Annotated in this window: 19 protein-coding genes; 12 read left to right on the top strand and 7 right to left on the bottom strand. The window is 73.0% G+C overall.

What is annotated here, in order from left to right:
• Nucleotides 1–91 precede the first annotated feature (91 nt).
• From ACZ4WV_RS05180 to ACZ4WV_RS05165, 4 genes are all read left to right on the top strand, one after another.
• Nucleotides 92–1,606 carry a S28 family serine protease gene (locus ACZ4WV_RS05180; RefSeq protein WP_465742930.1) on the top strand — a complete coding sequence of 505 codons (1,515 nt, stop codon included), beginning with the start codon at nt 92–94 and terminating at the stop codon, nt 1,604–1,606.
• Nucleotides 1,607–1,762: 156 nt separating this feature from the next.
• Entirely contained in the window at nt 1,763–2,521 is a 759-nt protein-coding gene (locus tag ACZ4WV_RS05175) for a TetR/AcrR family transcriptional regulator (protein ID WP_465742928.1), read from the top strand.
• Nucleotides 2,505–4,139 carry an acyl-CoA dehydrogenase family protein gene (locus ACZ4WV_RS05170; RefSeq protein WP_465742926.1) on the top strand — a complete coding sequence of 545 codons (1,635 nt, stop codon included), beginning with the start codon at nt 2,505–2,507 and terminating at the stop codon, nt 4,137–4,139. The genes ACZ4WV_RS05175 and ACZ4WV_RS05170 overlap by 17 nt, the downstream gene beginning before the upstream one ends.
• Nucleotides 4,136–5,071 carry an amidohydrolase family protein gene (locus ACZ4WV_RS05165; protein WP_465742924.1) on the top strand — a complete coding sequence of 312 codons (936 nt, stop codon included), beginning with the start codon at nt 4,136–4,138 and terminating at the stop codon, nt 5,069–5,071. Before ACZ4WV_RS05170 ends, ACZ4WV_RS05165 begins: the two co-directional genes overlap by 4 nt.
• Before the next feature lie 114 nt (nt 5,072–5,185).
• Here the strand turns inward: ACZ4WV_RS05165 and ACZ4WV_RS05160 are convergent, their stop codons facing one another.
• Nucleotides 5,186–5,992, bottom strand: coding sequence for an inositol monophosphatase family protein (locus tag ACZ4WV_RS05160; RefSeq protein WP_465742922.1), 807 nt, complete (start codon nt 5,990–5,992; stop codon nt 5,186–5,188).
• Nucleotides 5,993–6,107: 115 nt separating this feature from the next.
• Here ACZ4WV_RS05160 and ACZ4WV_RS05155 point away from each other — a divergent pair, with 115 nt between their 5' ends.
• Nucleotides 6,108–7,133 carry an Lrp/AsnC family transcriptional regulator gene (locus tag ACZ4WV_RS05155; protein WP_465742920.1) on the top strand — a complete coding sequence of 342 codons (1,026 nt, stop codon included), beginning with the start codon at nt 6,108–6,110 and terminating at the stop codon, nt 7,131–7,133.
• On the opposite strand, the gene ACZ4WV_RS05150 is transcribed toward ACZ4WV_RS05155, so the two are convergent.
• The 3 genes from ACZ4WV_RS05150 to ACZ4WV_RS05140 form a co-directional block, all read right to left on the bottom strand.
• Nucleotides 7,130–7,516, bottom strand: a complete 387-nt coding sequence (locus ACZ4WV_RS05150; protein ID WP_465742918.1) for an MmyB family transcriptional regulator — start codon at nt 7,514–7,516, stop codon at nt 7,130–7,132. The genes ACZ4WV_RS05155 and ACZ4WV_RS05150 overlap by 4 nt on opposite strands.
• A gap of 189 nt (nt 7,517–7,705) precedes the next feature.
• Nucleotides 7,706–8,188, bottom strand: coding sequence for a DUF2269 family protein (locus ACZ4WV_RS05145; protein WP_465742916.1), 483 nt, complete (start codon nt 8,186–8,188; stop codon nt 7,706–7,708).
• A gap of 117 nt (nt 8,189–8,305) precedes the next feature.
• A complete protein-coding gene (locus ACZ4WV_RS05140; RefSeq protein WP_465742914.1) occupies nt 8,306–9,013 on the bottom strand; it encodes a 4'-phosphopantetheinyl transferase family protein in 708 nt (235 codons plus the stop codon).
• A 331-nt stretch (nt 9,014–9,344) separates the two neighbouring features.
• Between ACZ4WV_RS05140 and ACZ4WV_RS05135 the strand changes: the two genes are divergently transcribed.
• The gene (locus ACZ4WV_RS05135; protein WP_465742912.1) at nt 9,345–10,796 is read left to right on the top strand and encodes a choice-of-anchor A family protein; all 1,452 of its coding nucleotides are present in this window, start codon (nt 9,345–9,347) and stop codon (nt 10,794–10,796) included.
• Between the two features lie 101 nt (nt 10,797–10,897).
• A complete protein-coding gene (locus tag ACZ4WV_RS05130; RefSeq protein ID WP_465742910.1) occupies nt 10,898–11,287 on the top strand; it encodes a hypothetical protein in 390 nt (129 codons plus the stop codon).
• 28 nt (nt 11,288–11,315) lie between these two features.
• On the opposite strand, the gene kynU is transcribed toward ACZ4WV_RS05130, so the two are convergent.
• Both kynU and ACZ4WV_RS05120 read right to left on the bottom strand, forming a co-directional pair.
• On the bottom strand, nt 11,316–12,542 hold the full coding sequence (gene kynU / locus ACZ4WV_RS05125; RefSeq protein ID WP_465742908.1) for a kynureninase: 1,227 nt from the start codon (nt 12,540–12,542) through the stop codon (nt 11,316–11,318).
• An 82-nt stretch (nt 12,543–12,624) separates the two neighbouring features.
• Nucleotides 12,625–13,455 carry a tryptophan 2,3-dioxygenase gene (locus ACZ4WV_RS05120; protein ID WP_465742906.1) on the bottom strand — a complete coding sequence of 277 codons (831 nt, stop codon included), beginning with the start codon at nt 13,453–13,455 and terminating at the stop codon, nt 12,625–12,627.
• Between the two features lie 220 nt (nt 13,456–13,675).
• Between ACZ4WV_RS05120 and ACZ4WV_RS05115 the strand changes: the two genes are divergently transcribed.
• Nucleotides 13,676–14,110, top strand: a complete 435-nt coding sequence (locus ACZ4WV_RS05115; protein ID WP_465742904.1) for an Lrp/AsnC family transcriptional regulator — start codon at nt 13,676–13,678, stop codon at nt 14,108–14,110.
• Nucleotides 14,111–14,173: 63 nt separating this feature from the next.
• Nucleotides 14,174–14,713 (top strand): NADPH-dependent FMN reductase, encoded by a 540-nt coding sequence (locus tag ACZ4WV_RS05110; RefSeq protein WP_465742902.1) that lies wholly within the window; start codon nt 14,174–14,176, stop codon nt 14,711–14,713.
• A gap of 44 nt (nt 14,714–14,757) precedes the next feature.
• On the opposite strand, the gene ACZ4WV_RS05105 is transcribed toward ACZ4WV_RS05110, so the two are convergent.
• On the bottom strand, nt 14,758–15,390 hold the full coding sequence (locus ACZ4WV_RS05105; RefSeq protein ID WP_465742900.1) for a MarC family protein: 633 nt from the start codon (nt 15,388–15,390) through the stop codon (nt 14,758–14,760).
• A 202-nt stretch (nt 15,391–15,592) separates the two neighbouring features.
• Between ACZ4WV_RS05105 and ACZ4WV_RS05100 the strand changes: the two genes are divergently transcribed.
• The 3 genes from ACZ4WV_RS05100 to ACZ4WV_RS05090 all read left to right on the top strand — a co-directional run bounded on the left by ACZ4WV_RS05100 (nt 15,593) and on the right by ACZ4WV_RS05090 (nt 19,147).
• On the top strand, nt 15,593–16,153 hold the full coding sequence (locus tag ACZ4WV_RS05100; protein WP_392902470.1) for a DoxX family protein: 561 nt from the start codon (nt 15,593–15,595) through the stop codon (nt 16,151–16,153).
• A gap of 252 nt (nt 16,154–16,405) precedes the next feature.
• A complete protein-coding gene (locus ACZ4WV_RS05095; RefSeq protein WP_465742897.1) occupies nt 16,406–17,053 on the top strand; it encodes an FxLYD domain-containing protein in 648 nt (215 codons plus the stop codon).
• A 288-nt stretch (nt 17,054–17,341) separates the two neighbouring features.
• Nucleotides 17,342–19,147 carry a glycosyl hydrolase family 18 protein gene (locus ACZ4WV_RS05090; RefSeq protein ID WP_465742895.1) on the top strand — a complete coding sequence of 602 codons (1,806 nt, stop codon included), beginning with the start codon at nt 17,342–17,344 and terminating at the stop codon, nt 19,145–19,147.
• Nucleotides 19,148–19,181 lie beyond the last annotated feature (34 nt).

The following is a 19,181-nucleotide window of genomic DNA, read 5'->3' as shown; positions in this document are numbered from 1 at the left end:
CAGACGCACCACCGCAAAAAAACCGCACCGCCCGTACCGGGAGTCGTGCCGCACAGGCCGGTTCCATCACCGTTGAAGTCATGGAGAGTTGATGACCGCCAGGCTGAGAAGACTGCTGGTTTCCGTCCTGCTGATACCGATGTTCGCGATCGGCGGTCTGGCCACCCCGGCCTCCGCCGCCGGCCCGGGAGCCGGTCCGGGCGCAGGGCCGGACGCCGGGGTCGCGGGCGCTGCCCACGGCCGTAGCCCGGCCGACGACCCGAACGCCGACATCAAGGATCGCCTGGCGGCGATCCCCGGGGTGACCATCACCGAGGAGAAGCCGACCACCACCGGTCACCGCTACTTCCTGGCCACCTACACCCAGCCGATTGACCACTTCCGCCCCTGGCTGGGCACCTTCCAGCAGCGCTTCAGCGTGCTGCACCGCGGCTACGACCGCCCGACCGTCTTCTACACCAACGGCTACACGCTCGGCACCAGCCCGTCCCGCACCGAGCCGACCCGGCTGGTCGACGGCAACCAGGTCTCCATCGAGTACCGCTACTTCACCCCGTCCCGCCCCGAGCCGGCCGACTGGACCAAAGCCGGCATCCGCCAGCAGGCCGCCGACTCGCACAAGCTGGTGACCGCGCTGAAGCGGATCTACCAGCAGGAGTGGCTGTCCACCGGCGCCAGCAAGGGCGGGATGTCCTCCACCTACTACCGCCGGTTCTATCCGGACGACGTGGCGGGCACGATCGCGTACGTCGCGCCGAACAACACCGATGTCACCGACTACTCGGCCTACACCGAGTTCTTCCGCACCGTCGGCACGCCGGAGTGCCGTGCCAAGCTGAACGCCGCCCAGCGCGAGCTGCTGGTGCGCCGCGACCGTCTGGAGGCCCGCTACATCGCGGACAACAACGCGGCCGGCTCCACCTTCAACACCCTGGGCACCCCGGACCGCGCCTACGAGGCCGGTGTGCTCGACGTGGTCTGGGCGTTCTGGCAGTACAGCCTGGAGTCGGACTGCGCGAAGGTGCCGGTCGCCGCCACCGCGACCGACGACGAGCTGTACGCGTGGTTCGACGCGCAGTCGGGCATCACGGGCAACAGCGACCAGTCGCTGGCGAAGTACACCGCGTACTACTACCAGGCCGCGACCGAGCTGGGCGCGCCGTTCTTCGACGTCTCGTATCTGAAGGAGCAGTTGCACTACGACTACAAGGAGCTGTACTCGGCCCGCTCGTACGTGCCGAAGGAGATCCCGACCGTCTTCAACCCGTACGCGATGCCCGATATCGACCGCTGGGTCAAGCGTGAGGGCGAGCGGATCATGTTCGTCTACGGGGGCAACGACCCGTGGGGCGCCAAGCCGTTCCACCTCGGCTGGGGCAGTGACGACAGCTACGTCTACACCGTGCCCGGTGGCAACCACGGTTCCAACATCGGCAAGCTGCCGGCCGACCAGTCGGCGGAGGCCACCGCCAAGGTGCTGGAATGGGCCGGTCTGGGTGACCAGGACGCCGGCAAGTCGTTGGCCACGTCCCCGCAGCTGATCCCGTCCTTCGGCCCGCTCGACATCGAGGGCCAACGGCTGGAGCAGGAGCGCCGCCCGCTGTAACCGCGTGTAGCCGACATCCGGAACCGCCAGTAGTCGGCACCGGCAGAATCCAGCACGCCGGTAGGCCGCCCCACCCCCGGGGGCGGCCTACCGGCGTACCGGCGACCGCGTGCCTGCCCCCTCCCCGAAGCAGTGAATCAGTGCTTCAATACTTCCATGGCCTACCGACGCACCCCAGCCGTGCAAGCCCGCCTGGACGCCCAGCGCGAGACGGTCCTGCAGTCGGCGGTCGGCCTGCTCGCCGAGCGAGGCTACGGCGGCTGCACCATGGCCGCCGTCGCGGACCGCGCGGGGATCGCCACCGGCAGCCTCTACCAGCACTTCGCCAACAAGGCCGAACTGTCGGTGGAGCTGTTCCGCCGGGTGGTGACCCGCGAGATCGAGGCGGTCACCGCCGCCGTCGCCCGCCGGGACACCCCGCAGCAGCGGATCGCCGCCGTGGTCGAGACCTTCGCCGCCCGTGCTCTGCGCGCCCCCAGGCTGGCGTACGCGCTGCTGGTCGAACCCGCCGACGCGGTGGTGGACGGTGAGCGACTGGTCTTCCGCCGGGCGTTCCGGGACGTGATCGCCACCGAGATCGCCGCTGCCGTGGCGAGCGGCGAATTCCCGGAGCAGGACCCGGTGTTGACCGCCGCCGCCCTGGTCGGCGCGGTCGGTGAGGCGCTGGCCGGCCCGCTCGCCGCCGCCCCGAACGGAGCCGCCCCGAACGGAGCCTCGCGAAACGGAGCCGCGCCGGTCGAGCCCGCCGGGCAAAACGACCCCACGGAGCCGAGCGACCCCACGGAGCCGAGCGACCCCACCGAGCCCGAACACAGCCACGACGTCACGGTGCACAGCGACAACGCCACGGTGGTCCCCGCCCTGGTCTCCTTCACCCTGCGTGCCCTGGGAGGACGCGATGACAGCGACGCATGAGGTCACCAACCAGGTGCCCCTGCCGTACGGACACGACACCGCCGCCGACCCGACCCTGCTCGCCGCCCTGGATCGGGCCGGCGCCGGCTGGGCCGAGCCGGAGCTGCGCGAGCTCGGCCGCCTGGCCGGCTCCGAGCAGGCCGCCGAGTGGGGCCGGCTGGTCAACGAGAACCCGCCCGTGCTGCGCACCCACGACCGCTTCGGCCACCGGATCGACGAGGTCGAGTTCCATCCGTACTGGCACGAGCTGATGCGCATCGCCGTCTCGTACGGTCTGCACGCCGCGCCCTGGCGGGACGACCGGCCCGGCGCCCACGCCGCCCGGGCCGCCAAGTTCTACGTGTGGAGCCAGGTCGAGGCCGGCCACACCTGCCCGATCTCGATGACCTACGCCGCGGTCCCGGCGCTGCGCCAGAACCCAACGCTCGCCGCCGAGTTGGAGCCGCTGCTGGCCTCCACCGAGTACGACTTCGGGTTGCGCGAGCCGCGTACCAAGCGCGGACTGATCGCCGGCATGTCGATGACCGAGAAGCAGGGCGGCTCGGACGTCCGCACCAACACCACCACCGCGACCCCGCACGCCGACGGCACCTACCGGCTGACCGGTCACAAGTGGTTCACCTCGGCGCCGATGTCCGACCTCTTCCTGACCCTCGCCCAGGCGCCCGGCGGTCTCAGCTGCTTCGTGCTGCCGCGCGTCCTCCCGGACGGCAGCCGAAACCGGCTGCACCTGATGCGGCTCAAGGACAAGCTCGGCAACAAGTCCAACGCCTCCGCCGAGCTGGAGTACGACGGGGCCGTCGGCTGGCTGATCGGCGAGGAGGGCCGGGGCGTGCCGACCATCATCGAAATGGTCAACATGACCCGCCTGGACTGCACCGTCGGCGCCGCCTCCGGCATGCGCTACGGTGCCACCCGCGCAATTCACCACGCCCTGCACCGGCGGGCGTTCGGCAAGGCGCTGGTCGACCAGCCGTTGATGCGCAACGTACTGGCCGACCTGGTGGTGGAGTCCGAGGCCGCCACCACGGTCGCGATGCGGCTGGCCCAGGCCACCGACCTCGCCCTGGCCGGTGACGAAACGCAGGCGCTGGTACGGCGGTTGGGCCTCGCGGTGGCCAAGTACTGGGTGTGCAAGCGCGGTCCGGCGCACGCGGCCGAGGCACTGGAGTGCCTGGGCGGCAACGGCTACGTCGAGGAGTCCGGGATGCCCCGGCTCTACCGTGAGGCACCGTTGGTCTCGATCTGGGAGGGATCAGGCAACGTCGCCGCGCTGGACGCGCTGCGCGCCATGGCCAAGCGGCCGGAGACGGTCGAGGCCTTCCTCGGCGAGCTCGACGCGGCCGCCGGCGCGGACCGCCGACTGGACGCCGCCGTCGCCGAACTGCGCAAGCAGCTCAGTGACCTGAGCGATCTGGAGTACCGCACCCGGCGACTGGTCGAGTCGATGGCGCTGACCTTCCAGGGCTCGCTGCTGGTCCGATACGGCAGCCCCGAGGTGGCCGACGCCTTCTGCGCGTCCCGCCTGGGCGGCGACCACGGCGCCGCCTTCGGCACCCTGCCGTCCGGTGTCGACACCGCCGCGATCATCGACCGCGCCCGCCCGGTGCCCGCGTGAGCACCGCTGACCCGGGCGCTCGGCACCAATCTGCCGAAGAGACGGCCGAAGAGGCAGCCGAAGAGGCGGCGGGAGTGCGGGAGTTCTGGCAGGCCCTGGGACTGCCCGGCCTGGTCGACGTGCACACCCACTTCATGCCGAAGAACGTCCTCGACAAGGTGTGGGCGTACTTCGACGCGGCCGGCCCGCTGGTGAACCGCCCCTGGCCGATCACCTACCGCGAGGCCGAGGAGCAACGGGTACGGCGGCTGCGGGAGTTCGGCGTCCGGGCGTTCACCTCGCTGCTCTACCCGCACAAGCCCGGCATGGCGGCCTGGCTGAACGCCTGGTCCGCCGACTTCGCCGCCCGCACGCCGGACTGCCTGCACACCGCGACGTTCTTCCCCGAACCCGGGGCGGCCGGGTACGTGGCGCGGGCGGTCGAGGACGGCGCGCGGGTGTTCAAGGCGCACCTCCAGGTCGGCGGCTACAACCCGACGGACGAGCGGCTGGACGAGGTCTGGGGGCTGCTCGCCGAGACCGGCACCCCGGTGGTCACCCACTGCGGCTCCGGACCAGTGCCGGGCAAGTTCACCGGGCCCGGCCCGATCGGCGGCGTACTGGCACGGCACCCGCGACTGGTCCTGGTGGTCGCGCACCTCGGCATGCCCGAGTACCGCGACTTCCTGGACCTGGCCGAGCGCCACCCCGGCGTGCGGCTGGACACCACCATCGCGTTCACCGACTTCGCCGAGGCCGACGTCCCGTTCCCGCTCGACGAACTGCCGCGGCTGCGCGCGCTGGGGGAGCGCATCCTGCTCGGCAGCGACTTCCCCAACATCCCCTACCGGTACGTCCACCAACTGGAGGCGCTGGCCGGGCTGGGCCTGGGGGAGGGGTGGCTGCGGGCGGTCTGCCACGACAACGCGGCCGCCCTTTTCGACCTCGGCTGACGGCCCGCCGCGTGAGCCGACCGCCCCCCGCGCCGGCTGACCGCCTGCGGCGCCGGCTGACCGCCCGCGGCGCCGGCTGATCACGCCCGCAGCCTCACCCGACCGCGATCAGCCTCACCTGACCGCCCGCAGCACGCCCAGCGCGTCCGCGTGCAGCCCGGGCGCGGCGGCGAGGAAGCTGTCGGAGCCGGCCGTCCAGGCCGCCCCGGCGGCGTCCGTCACCGCCGCGCCCGCCTCGCTCGCGATCAGCGCGCCGGGCAGCAGGTTGCCCGCGTCCGCGCCGTACTCCCAGAACAGCGCCAGGTGTCCGGAGCCCACCTGGGTCACCTGTAGGGCGGTCGGGCCGAGGTTGCGCACCGCGAGTACCGAGCCCGCCATCGCGGACAGCGACTCGCCCGCCCGGCGCAGCGCCACCGGGTCGTCGGCGACCCGGGGCGGCTGGCTGGTCGCCGCGACGGTCGCCGCCAAGTCGCGCTCCAGCGGCGCGATCGGGCGTCCGTCCAGCTGGGCCCCGCCGCCCAGCACCGCCCGGTAGGTGCGGCCCGCACCGAACAGCTCCGGGGCGTGCACCACGGCCAGGACCGCCGCGCCGTCCCGTACCAGCGTCGCCGTCACCGCCCAGTGCGGTTGCCCCAGCAGGTACTGCACCGCGCCGTCGACCGCGTCGCACACCCACCACTCGCCCCCGTCGGGCACCGATCCGTCCAGCTCCTCCGCGAGCCATCCGGCCCGCGGGTACCGGGCGGTCAGCCGTTCGCGCAGCTCGGCGGCGGCCGGGTCGTCCAGCTCGGCGAAGCGCGCCGCCGCCTCATCGACGGTGCGCGCGGGCGCCGGCTCGACCGGCCGACCGGCCGCCAGTTTCCCGCCCACCTCGCGCAGTGCAGTCTCCACGTCCTCCGCCAGCGTCCACAGCTCGTCCATCGCAGCGACTCCTCCGTCTCGGCGGCCGGCCCGTTCCGGCCGCGCGGGACAAGGAGTACCGTCAGGCGTGCCGGACAGGACGCCACCAGGCCTGGGATGACGGAGAACGGACACCATGGACTTCGCCACGACGGATCCGGACACCGTGCTGGACTCCCTGGACCGCCGACTGGTCAGCGCCCTCCAACTGGACGGACGGGCCGAACCGGGGCGGCTCGCCGAGGTGCTGGGCGTCTCCGCCCGGACGGTCACCCGTCGCCTCGCCCGGATGCGGCAGGCCGGGGTGCTGCGCGTGGTCCGGATGCCCGACGTCGAGGACGCCGCGGTGGGCGCGCTGTTGCTGCGGGTCCGGGTGCTGCGCGGCCGGGTGGACGCGATCGCGCAGGCGCTGGCCGACCGCTCCGACGTGCCCTTCGTCGACGTGATGCTCGGCGGCCACGAGGTCGGCGCGGTGATGCTGAGCGACGCCGGCTCCCGGGACCGGCTGCTGTACGGGCAACTGCCCGCGACCGGCGCCGTCACCGAGACCACCACCCACGCCGTGCTGCACGCCTTCGCCGACGCCGGGCAGTGGCAGGCCGGTTACCTGACCGAGGAGGAGGCCGCCGCCCTCGCCCGCCCCGTCCCCACCCGCCCTGCCCGCCCTTCCGCCCCGCCACCGCTGGACGAGCTCGACCGCGCGCTGCTGGAACTGCTCGGCGAGGACGCCCGGCAGTCCCACGCGGTGCTGGCCGGGGCGGTCGGCGCGCCCGAGTCGACCGTTCGGCGCCGACTGCACCGGCTGGACGGGGCCGGGCTGTTGCGCACTCACGCCACCGTGGACCCGCGACTGCTCGGCATGGCCGTGGACGCCAACCTCTGGCTGGACGTCCCGCCCGACCGGCTCGCCGAGGTGGGCACCGAACTGGCCCGCCACCCGCAGGTGCACGGGGTGTTCGCGACCAGCGGCCCGACCAACCTGCTGGCGACGATCTTCTGCCCGGACCACGGCGGCCTCTACCGCTTCCTCACCGACACCCTCGGCCCGCTCGGCGTCACCCGCGCCGAGACCACGATCACGGCCCGCGCGGTGAAGCGGGCGGGTGTGCCGCTGCGTCGGCCCCGCCGACCGCGCGCCGACGCTCCCGTGGGGAGCCGCTAGCATTCCGGGCCCACGGTGGACCGCAGGTAGTGGGCCGTCGTCGGCTCGGCCGGGTCGTCGGCCGGCTCCGGGTAGCCGCTGGCCTCCTCGTACCGTCGCCGCAGCGGCTCGGCGCGCGGACCGACTCCAGCCGCTGCTCCAGCCGTTCCAGCAGGTGCCGCCGCCACTGCCGGTGGTTGACGATGCGCGGCGCCGGCCCCTCCGGGTGCAGGGCCCCGGATCGCGTTGAACGGTGATGCGAGCAACTGCGGCGCGACGCCGTCCGGCAGCCGTGCGAGCGAGTGGTTGGCCGCCGGCACCCGGAACGTCCCGTCGACCACCACCGCTGGGTACGGGTCGTGGGCGGCGAGCAGCCGCTCGATGCCGCTGCGCACCGCGTCCATCGAGGGGCCGTCCAGCGGCGTCTCGGGGTAGTGCGGGCCTAACCGGCCGCCAGCAGCAGGGCGTTGCCTTCCCGCACCGGGGACGTCCGGCACCGCGCCGGTCGGCGGGGGGAGCGGGGCGGTCGGGGTCCGAGGGGTGCGGAGGCCTCAGGTCAGACCCGGTGGAGCGCCCCGGCAGGGCGCCCCGGATCAGACCCCGGTGGAGGATCCCGGGCGGACGATCATCAGCACCACCACTGCGGCCCACAGCAGGTTGAACACGCCCGCCGTCATCGGCAGCATCCGCAGGCCGCCGACGGCCTTGGTGTGCTGCTCGTCCTCCGGGTCGAGGCCGAGCGCCTCCACGGCGGCCTGCTGGCCGGGCAGCACGAAGAGCAGCAGGGAGAGTGCGGCGATCGCGGTGAGCACCATGGAGGCGATCAGCCAGGACTGCCCGAGCACGTCCATCACCTGTGCCAGGCCGATGCCCAGCACCGGCACCGCGACGCCGAGCAGCGCGTAGACCTGGGTGATCCGGTGCAGGACGCGCAGGACGCCGGCGTCCGAGGCCTGGTCCGGGCCGCCGGCCAGGGCGGCCTTGGCCCGGCGCGGGAACATGCTGACGGCCACCGCCACCGGGCCTATGAACAGGACCGACGCGAGGACGTGCAGGCTCAGCAGGAACTTGGCCATGGCGGGCACCCTTTGATCCGGGGAGGCAGTGGGGTCGGCGGGCATGCGGTCGGCGCGCCCACGAGCAGGCACGCTAACACCGCTTATTCACCGGCCCCGCGCTCGGGTGCCCCCGGCCTACGCGCCTGGGGTCAGGTCCACGATGGTCGGCGGGGCGGTGCTGACCGCCGCGACGGCGGCGCCGTGCTCCGGGTCCGTCCAGTCGAGCAGGTGGAGGTCCTGGTACCGGCCGCGCAGCGGGGCGCCGGGCGGGACGTCCAGCGGCAGCGCGGAGAGGTCGACCTGTCCCAGGGTGTCCAGGGTGGCCCGGCCGATCTTGATCAGCGACTCCTTGCGCACCCACTGCCGCAGGAAGGCCTGGCCGGGCTCCGGCGCCGCCTCGCACAGCGCCAGCTCGGCCGGCGCGAGCACCCGGCGCGCGACCGCACCCAGCGAGCCGCTCCGGTCGGCCAGCTCGACGTCCACGCCGACCGGCCGGCGGCCGGCCCCGGCCGCGACCACGCCCCGGGTGTGGGACAGGCTCACGTGCACCTCGGGGTGGTCGGGCAGGTACGGCTTGCCGTGGTCGGCGAGACCGCAGTCCGGGCACTCCTGGGCGAGCACCAGCTCGGCGACGGGGACACCGAGCAGCCGGGCGGCGCAGAGCCGCACCAGGATGTGTCCGGCGGTGAAGTCGGCCCGCCCCGAGGCGTGCCGGAAGCGCGCGGCGCGCTCCCGCTCGACGGTGGTGAGCAGGTGCTCGCCGGCCTCGGGGTGGCGCAGCACGGCGTCCGCGGACGCGACCGCGACGAGCGGCGCGCTCTGGTCCTGGGCCTCGGTGGTCATGGCGTCCAACCTAGCCGGGTCGGCGGCGCGGTGGTTGCGGGGTGCCCTGCACCAGCCGCCGCCCCTACCGCTGGCCCTACCGCTGGCCCGCCCTGTCCCTCAGGTCGGTGGCCTGCGGGCAAGGGACCGTGGGCCGATCGACTGATGGCCAGATCCACTCTGTTGATCGAAAGAGTGCGAATCATCCGATTTTGGATTGAATGGTCCGAATCCATGGGATTGTCGGCACATATTACGGAACCTGGCAGGCCGTCCGTGCCTGCCTTTTTCCCTGCGCGGAGGAATGTCGATGGGTCAGGCCGCCGGTTCGCCGGATCACAGAACGACCGCCGTGAGGACGCCCGCCACCGGCCGCCGCCGGGCCGTCCGGATCGCCGTGGCGACCGCCGTCGCCGCGGTGCCGATGGCCGCCGTGCTGACGGTCGGTTCGGCCGCACCGCTGGCCCCGCCACTGGGCCCCTGCTCCGGGCCCGACTGCCCCTCCACCTGGCCGCCGCCGAACAACGGCGACTTCACCGGCCGGGATGCCACGATCAACATCTTCACCGGCGGTGACTACACCGTGAACGGCCGCGCGGCCGAGGCCGAGGGCAAGATCGTCACGCTCGGAAACCTGACGGTCGACAAGAACGGCGGCGGTGTCTACAACATGGGTGTCGTGGGCGTCGGCTCGCGCGTCGTGCCGCCGAACGGCAGCGACCTCGTCACCACCGGCGGTGCCGTCGACGTGCGGAGCGGCAACGCGGTCCTGATCGGCGGCAGCGACTCCCGCGGGACGGCCTTCGGCAACCTGCGCCACGCGGGCCGTGTCACCGGCACCGTCCGGATCGACCCCACCGGCCGGTCGATCCAGGACCCGAACGCGGCCGCGCCGTACCGGACGGTGCTGACCCGGATCGAGGAGCTCTCGGAGTGCGTCGGGCGGGCCGCCGCGACCGGCACCATCCACGTCGCCTCCGGCCAGGCCGTCTTCACCGGTGACGGGACCAGCATGAAGCAGGTCTTCAACGTCAGACGGGACCTCACCTCGCCGAGCGGTGGGCAGCTCGGCCTCGTCTTCAACGACATCCCGGCCGGGGCCACCGTCGTGGTGAACATGCTCGGCGACAGTCCGATCATCAACACCTATACGGGCACCGGTCTGGCGGGGGACCAGACCACCGAGATGCGCTCGAAGCTGATGTACAACTTCCCGACCGCGACCACCGCGCAGATCCTCGGCAGTGCCCAGTTCCAGGGCTCGGTCCTGGCGGGCAATCCGGCCGGGACGACGACCATCGCCCAGGCGGGCGTGAACGGCCGGGTCTATCTCGCGGGCAACCTGATCCACACCGGCACCGGCGGCTACGAGATCCACAGCTACCCGTTCGACGGGGACCTGCCGGACTGCACGGTGACACCGAGCCCGTCGCCGACCTCCTTCTCACCGTCGCCGTCGCCGTCGCCGTCGCCGACTTCGCCGTCACCGACTTCGCCCTCGCCCACGTTCCCGTCCCCCACCCCGCCCTCGCCGACCCCGACGCCCACCTGGCCAACTCCGACGCCCACCTGGCCAACCCCGAGCCCGACCTCACCGAGCGCCTCCACGTCGAGCGCCGGCCCCGCCCCGACCAGCCACCACCCGACCAAGCACCCCAGCGGCCACCACTCCGGTGGCGGCGGTGGGCTGCCCTCGACCGGTGCGGGCAACGCCCCGGTGGTCTTCGGCCTGGCCGGCGTCGCCCTGCTCAGCCTCGGCGGCCTTGCCGTCCTGGCCGCCCGCCGGCGCGGCCGCCACAGCTGACGGTTCCGGCGCCGTCCTTCGATGCCGCCGCCGACGCCTTCTGGGGCGAGCTCGGCGAACTCGCCGACGACCGCTTCCACCGCGCCCTGGACTACGTCGGCGTGGACTTCTTCCCGGACGTCTTCCGGCCCGTCCCCGCCGACCGACTCGCCGACGCGGTACGGGCGGTGCTCACCGGCTTCCGCGACGCCTCGCTGCCCCGGGCCGGGATCGGGCCCGCCGTGCCGCTGAGGATCTGCGAGAACGGCTGGCCCACCGGCCCCGGGCGCAGCGAGGCGCGGCAGGCCGAGGTGGTCGAGGGGGTGGTCCGGGCGGTCGCCGGGCTGGCCGCCGAACTCACCGTCACCGGCTACACGTTCTTCGCCCTGCGCGACGCCGACAGCACGGGGCCGGGGCTGTTCCACCGCTTCGGCCTGCTGCGGGACGACTACACGCCCAAGCCCGCCTTCGACGTCTACCGCAGGCTGATAGCCGAGTTGACGAGCCGTTAGCCCGCCAGGCGGCTCGGGCCGCCGACCGTCAGGTCACCTCGCCCCGGCGGGAGAAGCGCTCCTGCCGCCACTCGCCGCTCGCCAGCACCTCGGCGAGCGCCCGGGCCGCGTCCCAGACCTCGGTGTGCGAGAGGTAGAGCGGCGTGAAGCCGAAGCGCATCAGGTCCGGCGCGCGGAAGTCCCCGATCACCCCGCGTGCGATCAGCGCCTGCACCACGGGGTACCCGTCGGTGTGCCGCAGAGCCACCTGGCTGCCGCGCCGGGCGTGGTCGCGCGGGGTGACCACCTCCACCCCGTCCAGGCCCTCGACCAGTGAGATGAACAGGTCGGTCAGCGCCAGGCTCTTGGCCCGTACGGCCGTCAGGTCCGCCCGCTCCCAGACGTCCAGCGAGGCCTCCAGCGCGGCCTGCCCGAGCAACGAGGGCGAGCTGGTCAGGAAGCGGCCGATGCCCGGCTTCGGGTCGTACCCCGGCTCGAAGGCGAACGGGCGGGCGTGCCCGAACCAGCCGCTCAGCGGCTGCCGCGGACCGGCCGCCAGGTGCCGCTCGGCGACGTACAGGAAGGCCGGCGAGCCGGGGCCGCCGTTCAGGTACTTGTAGGTGCAGCCGACCGCGAAGTCGGCGTCGCAGGCGTCGAGTGCGATCGGCAGTGCGCCCACCGAGTGGCACACGTCCCAGATCATCAGGGCGCCCGCGGCCCGCACCCGGGCGGTGATCCCCGGCATGTCCAGCAGCTCGCCGGTGCGGTAGTCCACGTGGGAGAGGACCACCGCGGCCACGTCACCGTCCAGGTACCGGTCCAGCTCCTCGGGGCGGATCAGCAGGCTGCGGCCGCCCTCGACCAGGCCGGTCACGCCCTCGGCGATGTAGAGATCGGTGGGGAAGGCCTCGGCATCGCCGAGCACCGTGCGCCGCCCCGGGCGCAGCGCGAGCGCCGCCGAGAGCACCTTGAACAGGTTCACCGACGTGGTGTCGCAGACGACCACCCGCGCCGGATCGGCGCCGATCAGCGGCGCGATCCGCCGCCCCAGCCGGTACGGCTGCTCGAACCAGCCGGCGTCGTTCCAGCTGCGGATCAGCTCCCGGCCCCACTCCTCCTCGACCACCTGCCGCACCCGCTCCGGGGTGCGCACCGGCAGGGCGCCCAGGGAGTTGCCGTCCAGGTAGACCACCCCGTCCGGCAGGGTGAACTCCTTGCGGAACGCCGCCAGCGGGTCGACGGCGTCCAGCGCCGCGCAGTCCTCGCGCGTGATCATGCCCATCCCCTTGTCCACCCTCGTGCTCCTGTCGACCGTCTTGTCCGCCGTCCTGTCGACCGGTTGCCCACCGGCCCGCCCGTCACAGCTCGTCCCGGATCGTCCACAGCTCCGGGAAGACGTCCTGCTCGGCCGACTTGCGCAGCCAGGTCAGCCCGCTGGAGCCGCCCGAGCCGGGCTTGCCGCCCATGGTCCGCTTGACCGCGCTCAGGTGGCGCTGGCGCCAGCGGGTGACCCGCTCGGCCACGTCCAGCAGCGTCTCGGCGAGCGGCTGTAGGCTGGCGTACTCGGGGTCGGTGTAGACCCGGCGCCAGGCCGCCGCGGCCTCCTCGGACGGGCGGTAGCGCTGCTCGGACGGCTCCGGACGCACCCCCAGCCCGCGCCGGTCCAGCAGGGCCAGCACCTCGTCGTACAGGCTCGACTCGCGCAGCGCCTCGGCGAGCTCGGCCCGCGTGCCGGGCATCTCCTCGTACATGTTCAGCAGCGCGGCGTTCTTGTTGCCGAGCAGGAACTCCAGGTGCAGGAAGGCGGAGGACTGGAAGCCGGAGGCCTCGCCGAACAGGGCGCGGAAGGAGTTGAACTCCTGCGGCGTCATGGTGGCGAGCAGGTCCCAGGACTCCACCAACACGTTCTGCACGTGGGTGCCGCGGCGCAGCGCGGCCAGTGCGGCCGTCAGGTCGTCGTCGCGCAGCGCCTGCCTGGCCTGGGTCCACTCGTGCCGCAGCAGGTCGAAGAGCAGTTCCATCACCTGGGTGGTGACGATGAACGACAGCTCGGCCGGCTCCTTGCTGCGCGGGTGCTGGAGGCTGTGCAGCTCCTCCAGTCGCACGTACTGCGCGTACGGGGTGCCCCGACCCGGCTCACCGCCCCGACCGAACGACAGGTTGGGTGTCTCCACCGTGTCGTGCCCCATCCCGATCCCTCCTGTTCCGTCCGGGTCTGGTCGCCCGGACCCGGCGGAGCGGACGGACGTCCTGGTTCCGCCGGGAGCCCCATTGTGCGGCGGTACGGCCTCCCGCTTGAATGGTCGACGGGCACCGCAACCGCGCTCCCGGTTGTCGTTCGCGAGGCGTTCGCCCCTGTGCGCTTTACGAACGGAAACCGCTGCTCACGACCGCTTCCCGGGAGGTGCCATGGACGCCGTCGACCGCCGTCTGCTGGCCGAGCTGCAGGGCGACGCCAGGCTCTCGTACAACGAACTCTCCCGCCGGGTGAGCCTGTCCGCACCCGCGGTGGCCGAACGGGTCCGCCGCCTGGAGGCCGACGGGGTGATCAGCGGCTACCACGCCCACGTCGACCCGACCCGGGCCGGACTGCCGATCACCGCGCTGGTGCAGATCCAGTGCTACGGCCACCGCTGCGTGCTGCGCGATCCCGAGGTGGCGACCTGGCCGGAGGTGCTCCAGCTGCACCGGGTGACCGGCGGGGCCTGCTGCGTGCTGCTGGTCGCGGTGTCCACGATGGCCGAGTTCGAGGCGCTGTGCGACCGGCTCGGCGGCTACGGCCAGCCGTCCAGCTCGATGATCCTCTCCAGCCCGGTGCCCTGGCGGCCGCTGGTGCCGGGGTAGGCCCCGCGGCGGAGGGGGCGGCGGCTGGCCTTGACGCGGATGTCAAGGAGTAGGTTCCCGGGCATGCCGAACGAGCGCCACATCCTGCTGCTGCCCGGGAGCCTGCGGGCCGGCTCCGCCAACGAGAGCGTGCTGCGCACCGCCGCCGCCGTGGCCGCCGACCTGCCCGGGGTCCGGACCGTGCATTACGGCGGGCTGGCCGGGCTGCCGCACTTCAATCCCGACCACGACACCGACCCGCTGCCGGAGCCGGTGACCGCGCTGCGGGCCGCGATCGAGGCCGCCGACGCGCTGCTGGTCTGCACCCCGGAGTACGCCGGGACGCTGCCGGGTTCGTTCAAGAACCTGCTGGACTGGACGGTCGGCGGGCACGAGATCTCCGACAAGCCCGCGGGCTGGATCAACTGCGCCCCCACGGGCCGCGGCCTCGGCGCCGAGGCCGCCCTGCGCACGGTGCTCGGCTTCACCGGGGCGGCCGTGGCGGACGAGGCGTGCGTGCGGATCCCGTTGGAGCGCACGCCGGTGGGCCCGGACGGTCTGATCACCGACCCGCTGGTGCGGGAGCGGATCGGCGCGGTGCTGACCCGGCTGGCGGCGGGCTGACCCGCGGGCGCGGGGCCGGGCGGGGCCGGGGGGCAGCGCCGGGCTCAGTGCCCCGTCGGCAGGTGCACCCCGAGCCCGGCCAGGCCCGCCAGGAAGAGTTCCACGCCGACGGCCGCCAGCAGCAGCCCGAGGAGCCGCGACAGCACCTCCAGGGACGTGGTGTGGGTGCGCTGCATCAGTGGGGCGAGCAGCGCCACGCAGAGGTAGTTGAGCGCGGCGACGGCCACGTACGCTCCGGCCACCGCGGCCTTCCAGCCCGGGTTGTCCTGGTTGAGCGAGGCGACCAGCACGGCGGTGATGGCGAGCGGGCTGGCGATGTACGGCAGCAGTAGTTCGCGGATGCCGTCCGCCAGGGGGTTCGTCAGGCGTTCGTCCTCGTCCCCGTCGGCGCCCAGGTGCACGCCGAAGACCAGGGCGACGGCGTAGGCGAAGAAGATCGCGCCGCCCGCGAGCTGCAGCGACTGGTCACTGATGTGGAAGAACGTGGTGAGGTCGTCCGCCCCGAAGCCGAGCACCAGGCCGATCACCGCCGAGATGACCGCGCTCCACGCCGCCAGCCGCCGCAGCTCGCGGGTGCTCCGGGTACCGGCCAGTCGGGTGAAGGCCAGCAGGACCTTCGGCGGGCCGACCACGGCGACGAAGGCGATGAACGCGCTGCCCAGGTTGAAGACGAACATGGGCCCAGCATGACCGCGGGGGCCGCGACGGCCGGCCCGCCACGCCCCGCCGCCGGGCGTGGCGGGACGCCCGTTCACCAGGTGGTCCGTCCGATTCCCCGACGCCGGCGATTTCGCCCGGATGGCGGTCCCGACTCGAACGGGTGAGCGCTCTCGGGTGCCATGGAGGTACCACCACTCCTGGCGGAAACGAGGACGCGACATGTGCCTGAACCGTAAGGACCTGGGCCTGCTGGCCCTGCGCAGTGCCGTCGGCGGGGTGCTGATCGCGCACGGCACCCAGAAGCTGTTCGGCTGGTTCGGTGGTGGGGGCCTGGAGGGCACCACCCAGGCCATGGACCACATGGGCTTCCATCCGGCCCGGGAGAGCGCCATCGCGGCGGGCCTCGGCGAGGCGGGCGGCGGCGCCCTGCTGGTGGCCGGGCTGGCCACCCCGGCGGCCGGCGCCGTGGTGGCCGGGACGATGGCCGGCGCGGTGTCGGTGCACGCCCCGGCGGGCTTCTTCGCGATGTCCGGCGGCTACGAGTACCCGGCCTTCCTGGGCGCGACCGGACTGGCGATCGGCTTGGCCGGGCCCGGACGGTACTCGCTGGACCATCTGACCGGGCACGCCTTCGACCGTCCGTGGCTGGGCACGCTGGCGTTCCTGGCGAGCGCGGCCGGCGCGTACGGGGTGGTGGCGCGGCGCCGGCACGTGGTGCGGCTGCGGGAGGAGCGGGCGGCGGTGGAGGCGGACGAGCAGGAGGGCTCGGGGCTGTCGTAGCCGCTGCCCGGCTCGCCGCTAGCCGGCTCGCCGCTAGCCGGCTCCCCGCTGCCCGGCGCCGCTGCCCGGCGCCGCTGCCCGGCGCCGCTGCCCCGGTGCGTCCGTCGCTCCGGCGCCGCTGCCCCGGCGCGCGCCGTCCCCCCGTCCGTCATCCGGAGACAGCAGCCCTGCTAGCGGCGGCTCCGCGGTCCTCGGAGGGTGGGCGGGGAGGTGCGCCGGGCGATCCGGCGCCGAGCCGAAACGAGGACCCGCATGGAACGCCAGCCGCTCACCCGCGCCACCCCCGGACCGCGCGTCACCGCGCGTCCTCCGGAGCAGCCGATCAGCCGTCGTCATCCCCTGGCCGCCGGAGCGCTGGCCGCAGCCGTCATCGGCACGGCGGTGCTGGCGGGATGTTCGTCCGGCAAGGGCGCGAACAGTACGGCCTCCTCGGCGGCGAGCACAGTGCGGGAAGCGGCGAGCGCCGCCGCCTCCGCCGCCTCGAAGCTGGCCTCAGCGGCGGGCGGGGCGGGCTCGGCGGCGGCCTCGGCGGCAGGCGGGGCGGGCTCGGCGCTCGCCTCGGCGCAGGCCCGGGCCTCGGAGGCGGTCTCGGCGGCCTCCTCGGCGGTCTCCGGGGTCAAGGGCGGGTTGGACGCCAAGGCGGACGTGACCGTCGGGGCGGTGACCACCGGTACGGACGGCAAGACACTGGCGCAGCTGACCGTCACCAACCACGGTCAGCAGTCGTACCGGTACGTGATCCAGGTGAACTTCACCGATGAGAGCGGCAAGGTGCTGGACGCGACCGCGGTGACCGTCCAGGACTTGGCGGCCGGCCAGAACGTCCAGGCCAGCGCGCGCAGCAACCTGTCCCTCTCGGGCACGGTCAAGGCTGAGGTGGCGAACGCCGTCCGGTACTGAGCCGGGTGCTCGGAGCGGGGACGAACCTTAAGTGCGGCTCAAGGGCCGACGGCCCCCCTTGACGGCGGAGTTGGTCTAGTCCATTTTTATTCCCCAGGTGCAGGGAGCCCCTGAACCGGCGTCACCGACCCTGTGTCGGGGCGCCGGTTCGGCACATCCCGGTGTCCGTCACGGCCTGATCAGCTCGATTCCCCACCCAGACCTGTCATGTCCCGGTCGTCCGGCCCCACTCCGGACGTGCGACCCACCGGGACGACGGCATCCCCCACAACCAGGAGTCACGCACCCATGCTGCGCTCACGCATCGAAAGGGCCGGGACCCCGGCTCCGGAGGGCGCCCGACGGCGCCGACCGAAGAGCCTGGCCGCCGTCGCGGCCGGCACCGCCGCCTCCCTGCTGCTCGGCGCCGGCCTCGCGCTGTCCGGCGGCGGCGCGGCCAACGCCGCGACCACCAACTCCACCGGCGCGCCCGCCACCAGCGGCGGCATCAAGGTGGCCTACTTCGACCAGTGGTCGGTCTACGCGAACGCGTACTACCCCAAGACGATCCAGAGCACCGGCGTGGCCGGGAAGCTGGACTACCTGATCTACGACTTCGCCAACATCCACCCGACCGACCTGGGGTGTTTCGAGGCCACCAAGGCCGCCGACACCAACGACAACAACCCCAACGCGGGTGACGGCGCCGGTGACGCGTTCGCCGACTACCAGAAGAGCTACGGCGCGGACATCTCGGTCGACGGCGTCGGCGACGTCTGGAACCAGCCGATCGCAGGCAACTTCAACCAGCTGAAGAAGCTGAAGGCGAAGAACCCCAACCTCAAGGTCCTGATCTCGCTGGGCGGTTGGACGTACTCCAAGTACTTCTCGTCCGCCGCCGCCACCGACGCCTCGCGCAAGCACCTGGTGTCGTCCTGCCTCGACATGTTCATCAAGGGCAACCTCCCGACCGACGCGGGCTACGGCGGTCCGGGCTCGGCGGCCGGCATCTTCGACGGCGTCGACATCGACTGGGAGTACCCGGGCGGCGGCGGCCACACCGGCAACATCTCCAGCCCGGCGGACAAGCAGGACTTCACGGCGCTGCTGAAGGAGTTCCGCACCCAGCTGGACGCCCAGGGCAAGGCCGACGGCAAGACCTACGCCCTCTCGGCGGCGGTCGGCGCCGGCCAGGACAAGATCATGAACGTCGAGACCGACAAGATCGGTCAGTACCTGACCTTCCTCGACGTCATGACGTACGACATGCACGGCGGTTGGGACCCGCAGGGCCCGACCAACCACCAGGCGCCGCTCTACTCGGGCCCGAACGACCCGTCGACCCCGGCCAAGCCCGGCAACGGCAAGTACTCGGTCGACAACGCCATCAAGGCGTGGACGGTCGGCGACGCCCAGTACGGCATCCCCGGCGGCTTCCCGGCCAACAAGATCAACATGGGCGTGCCGTTCTACTACCGCGGCTGGACGGGCGTGGCCAACAACGGCAAGAACGGCCTCTTCCAGCCCGCCACCGGCCCGGCGGCCGGCGCCGCGATGTCCGGCAACGTCCCCGGCATCCAGATGTACAAGGAGCTCGCCGGCTTCGTCGACAACCCGTCCAAGACCTTCTGGGACGACGACGCCAAGGCCACCTACTTCTACGACGGCAACACCTTCTGGAGCGGTGAGGACGCCAGGTCCATCCAGGCCAAGCTGGACTACGCGCACTGCAACGGCCTCGGCGGCTCCTTCGCCTTCTCGCTGTACGACCTGGGCACCAACACCGCCCTGTTCGACAAGATGGTGAGCGCCACCAACGGCTCCGCCGCCGGCTGCCCGGCTCCGCCGACCGGCACGCCGACGCCGACCCAGACCCCGACCGGCACCCCCACCGGAACGCCGACCGGCACGCCCACCGGGACACCGACGAGCACCCCCACCCCGCCGGTCACCTGCCCGGCCGCCCCGAGCTGGGACCCGAACACCACCTACGCGGCCGGCGGCACCAAGGTCTCCTGGAAGGGCCACTACTACACCAACAAGTGGTGGACCAAGGGCGAGGACCCGACCCTGAGCGGCCAGTGGGGCGTCTGGGCCGACAACGGCCCCTGCTGACCCTCCTGACCCTGCTGATCGGCTGACCGGCGCG

The organism is Kitasatospora sp. NPDC029312 (genome assembly GCF_055569215.1).
This window is presented reverse-complemented; position numbering and strand designations above follow the sequence as displayed.

What these genes read in the sequence shown, in the direction of transcription:
- ACZ4WV_RS05180 (WP_465742930.1), top strand. Translation starts at nt 92, where the DNA reads ATGACCGCCAGGCTGAGAAGACTGCTGGTTTCCGTCCTGCTGATACCG.
- ACZ4WV_RS05175 (WP_465742928.1), top strand. Translation starts at nt 1,763, where the DNA reads ATGGCCTACCGACGCACCCCAGCCGTGCAAGCCCGCCTGGACGCCCAG.
- ACZ4WV_RS05170 (WP_465742926.1), top strand. Translation starts at nt 2,505, where the DNA reads ATGACAGCGACGCATGAGGTCACCAACCAGGTGCCCCTGCCGTACGGA.
- ACZ4WV_RS05160 (WP_465742922.1), bottom strand. Translation starts at nt 5,992, where the DNA reads ATGGACGAGCTGTGGACGCTGGCGGAGGACGTGGAGACTGCACTGCGC.
- ACZ4WV_RS05155 (WP_465742920.1), top strand. Translation starts at nt 6,108, where the DNA reads ATGGACTTCGCCACGACGGATCCGGACACCGTGCTGGACTCCCTGGAC.
- ACZ4WV_RS05150 (WP_465742918.1), bottom strand. Translation starts at nt 7,516, where the DNA reads ATGGACGCGGTGCGCAGCGGCATCGAGCGGCTGCTCGCCGCCCACGAC.
- ACZ4WV_RS05145 (WP_465742916.1), bottom strand. Translation starts at nt 8,188, where the DNA reads ATGGCCAAGTTCCTGCTGAGCCTGCACGTCCTCGCGTCGGTCCTGTTC.
- ACZ4WV_RS05140 (WP_465742914.1), bottom strand. Translation starts at nt 9,013, where the DNA reads ATGACCACCGAGGCCCAGGACCAGAGCGCGCCGCTCGTCGCGGTCGCG.
- kynU (WP_465742908.1), bottom strand. Translation starts at nt 12,542, where the DNA reads ATGATCACGCGCGAGGACTGCGCGGCGCTGGACGCCGTCGACCCGCTG.
- ACZ4WV_RS05120 (WP_465742906.1), bottom strand. Translation starts at nt 13,455, where the DNA reads ATGGGGCACGACACGGTGGAGACACCCAACCTGTCGTTCGGTCGGGGC.
- ACZ4WV_RS05115 (WP_465742904.1), top strand. Translation starts at nt 13,676, where the DNA reads ATGGACGCCGTCGACCGCCGTCTGCTGGCCGAGCTGCAGGGCGACGCC.
- ACZ4WV_RS05110 (WP_465742902.1), top strand. Translation starts at nt 14,174, where the DNA reads ATGCCGAACGAGCGCCACATCCTGCTGCTGCCCGGGAGCCTGCGGGCC.
- ACZ4WV_RS05105 (WP_465742900.1), bottom strand. Translation starts at nt 15,390, where the DNA reads ATGTTCGTCTTCAACCTGGGCAGCGCGTTCATCGCCTTCGTCGCCGTG.
- ACZ4WV_RS05100 (WP_392902470.1), top strand. Translation starts at nt 15,593, where the DNA reads ATGTGCCTGAACCGTAAGGACCTGGGCCTGCTGGCCCTGCGCAGTGCC.
- ACZ4WV_RS05095 (WP_465742897.1), top strand. Translation starts at nt 16,406, where the DNA reads ATGGAACGCCAGCCGCTCACCCGCGCCACCCCCGGACCGCGCGTCACC.
- ACZ4WV_RS05090 (WP_465742895.1), top strand. Translation starts at nt 17,342, where the DNA reads ATGCTGCGCTCACGCATCGAAAGGGCCGGGACCCCGGCTCCGGAGGGC.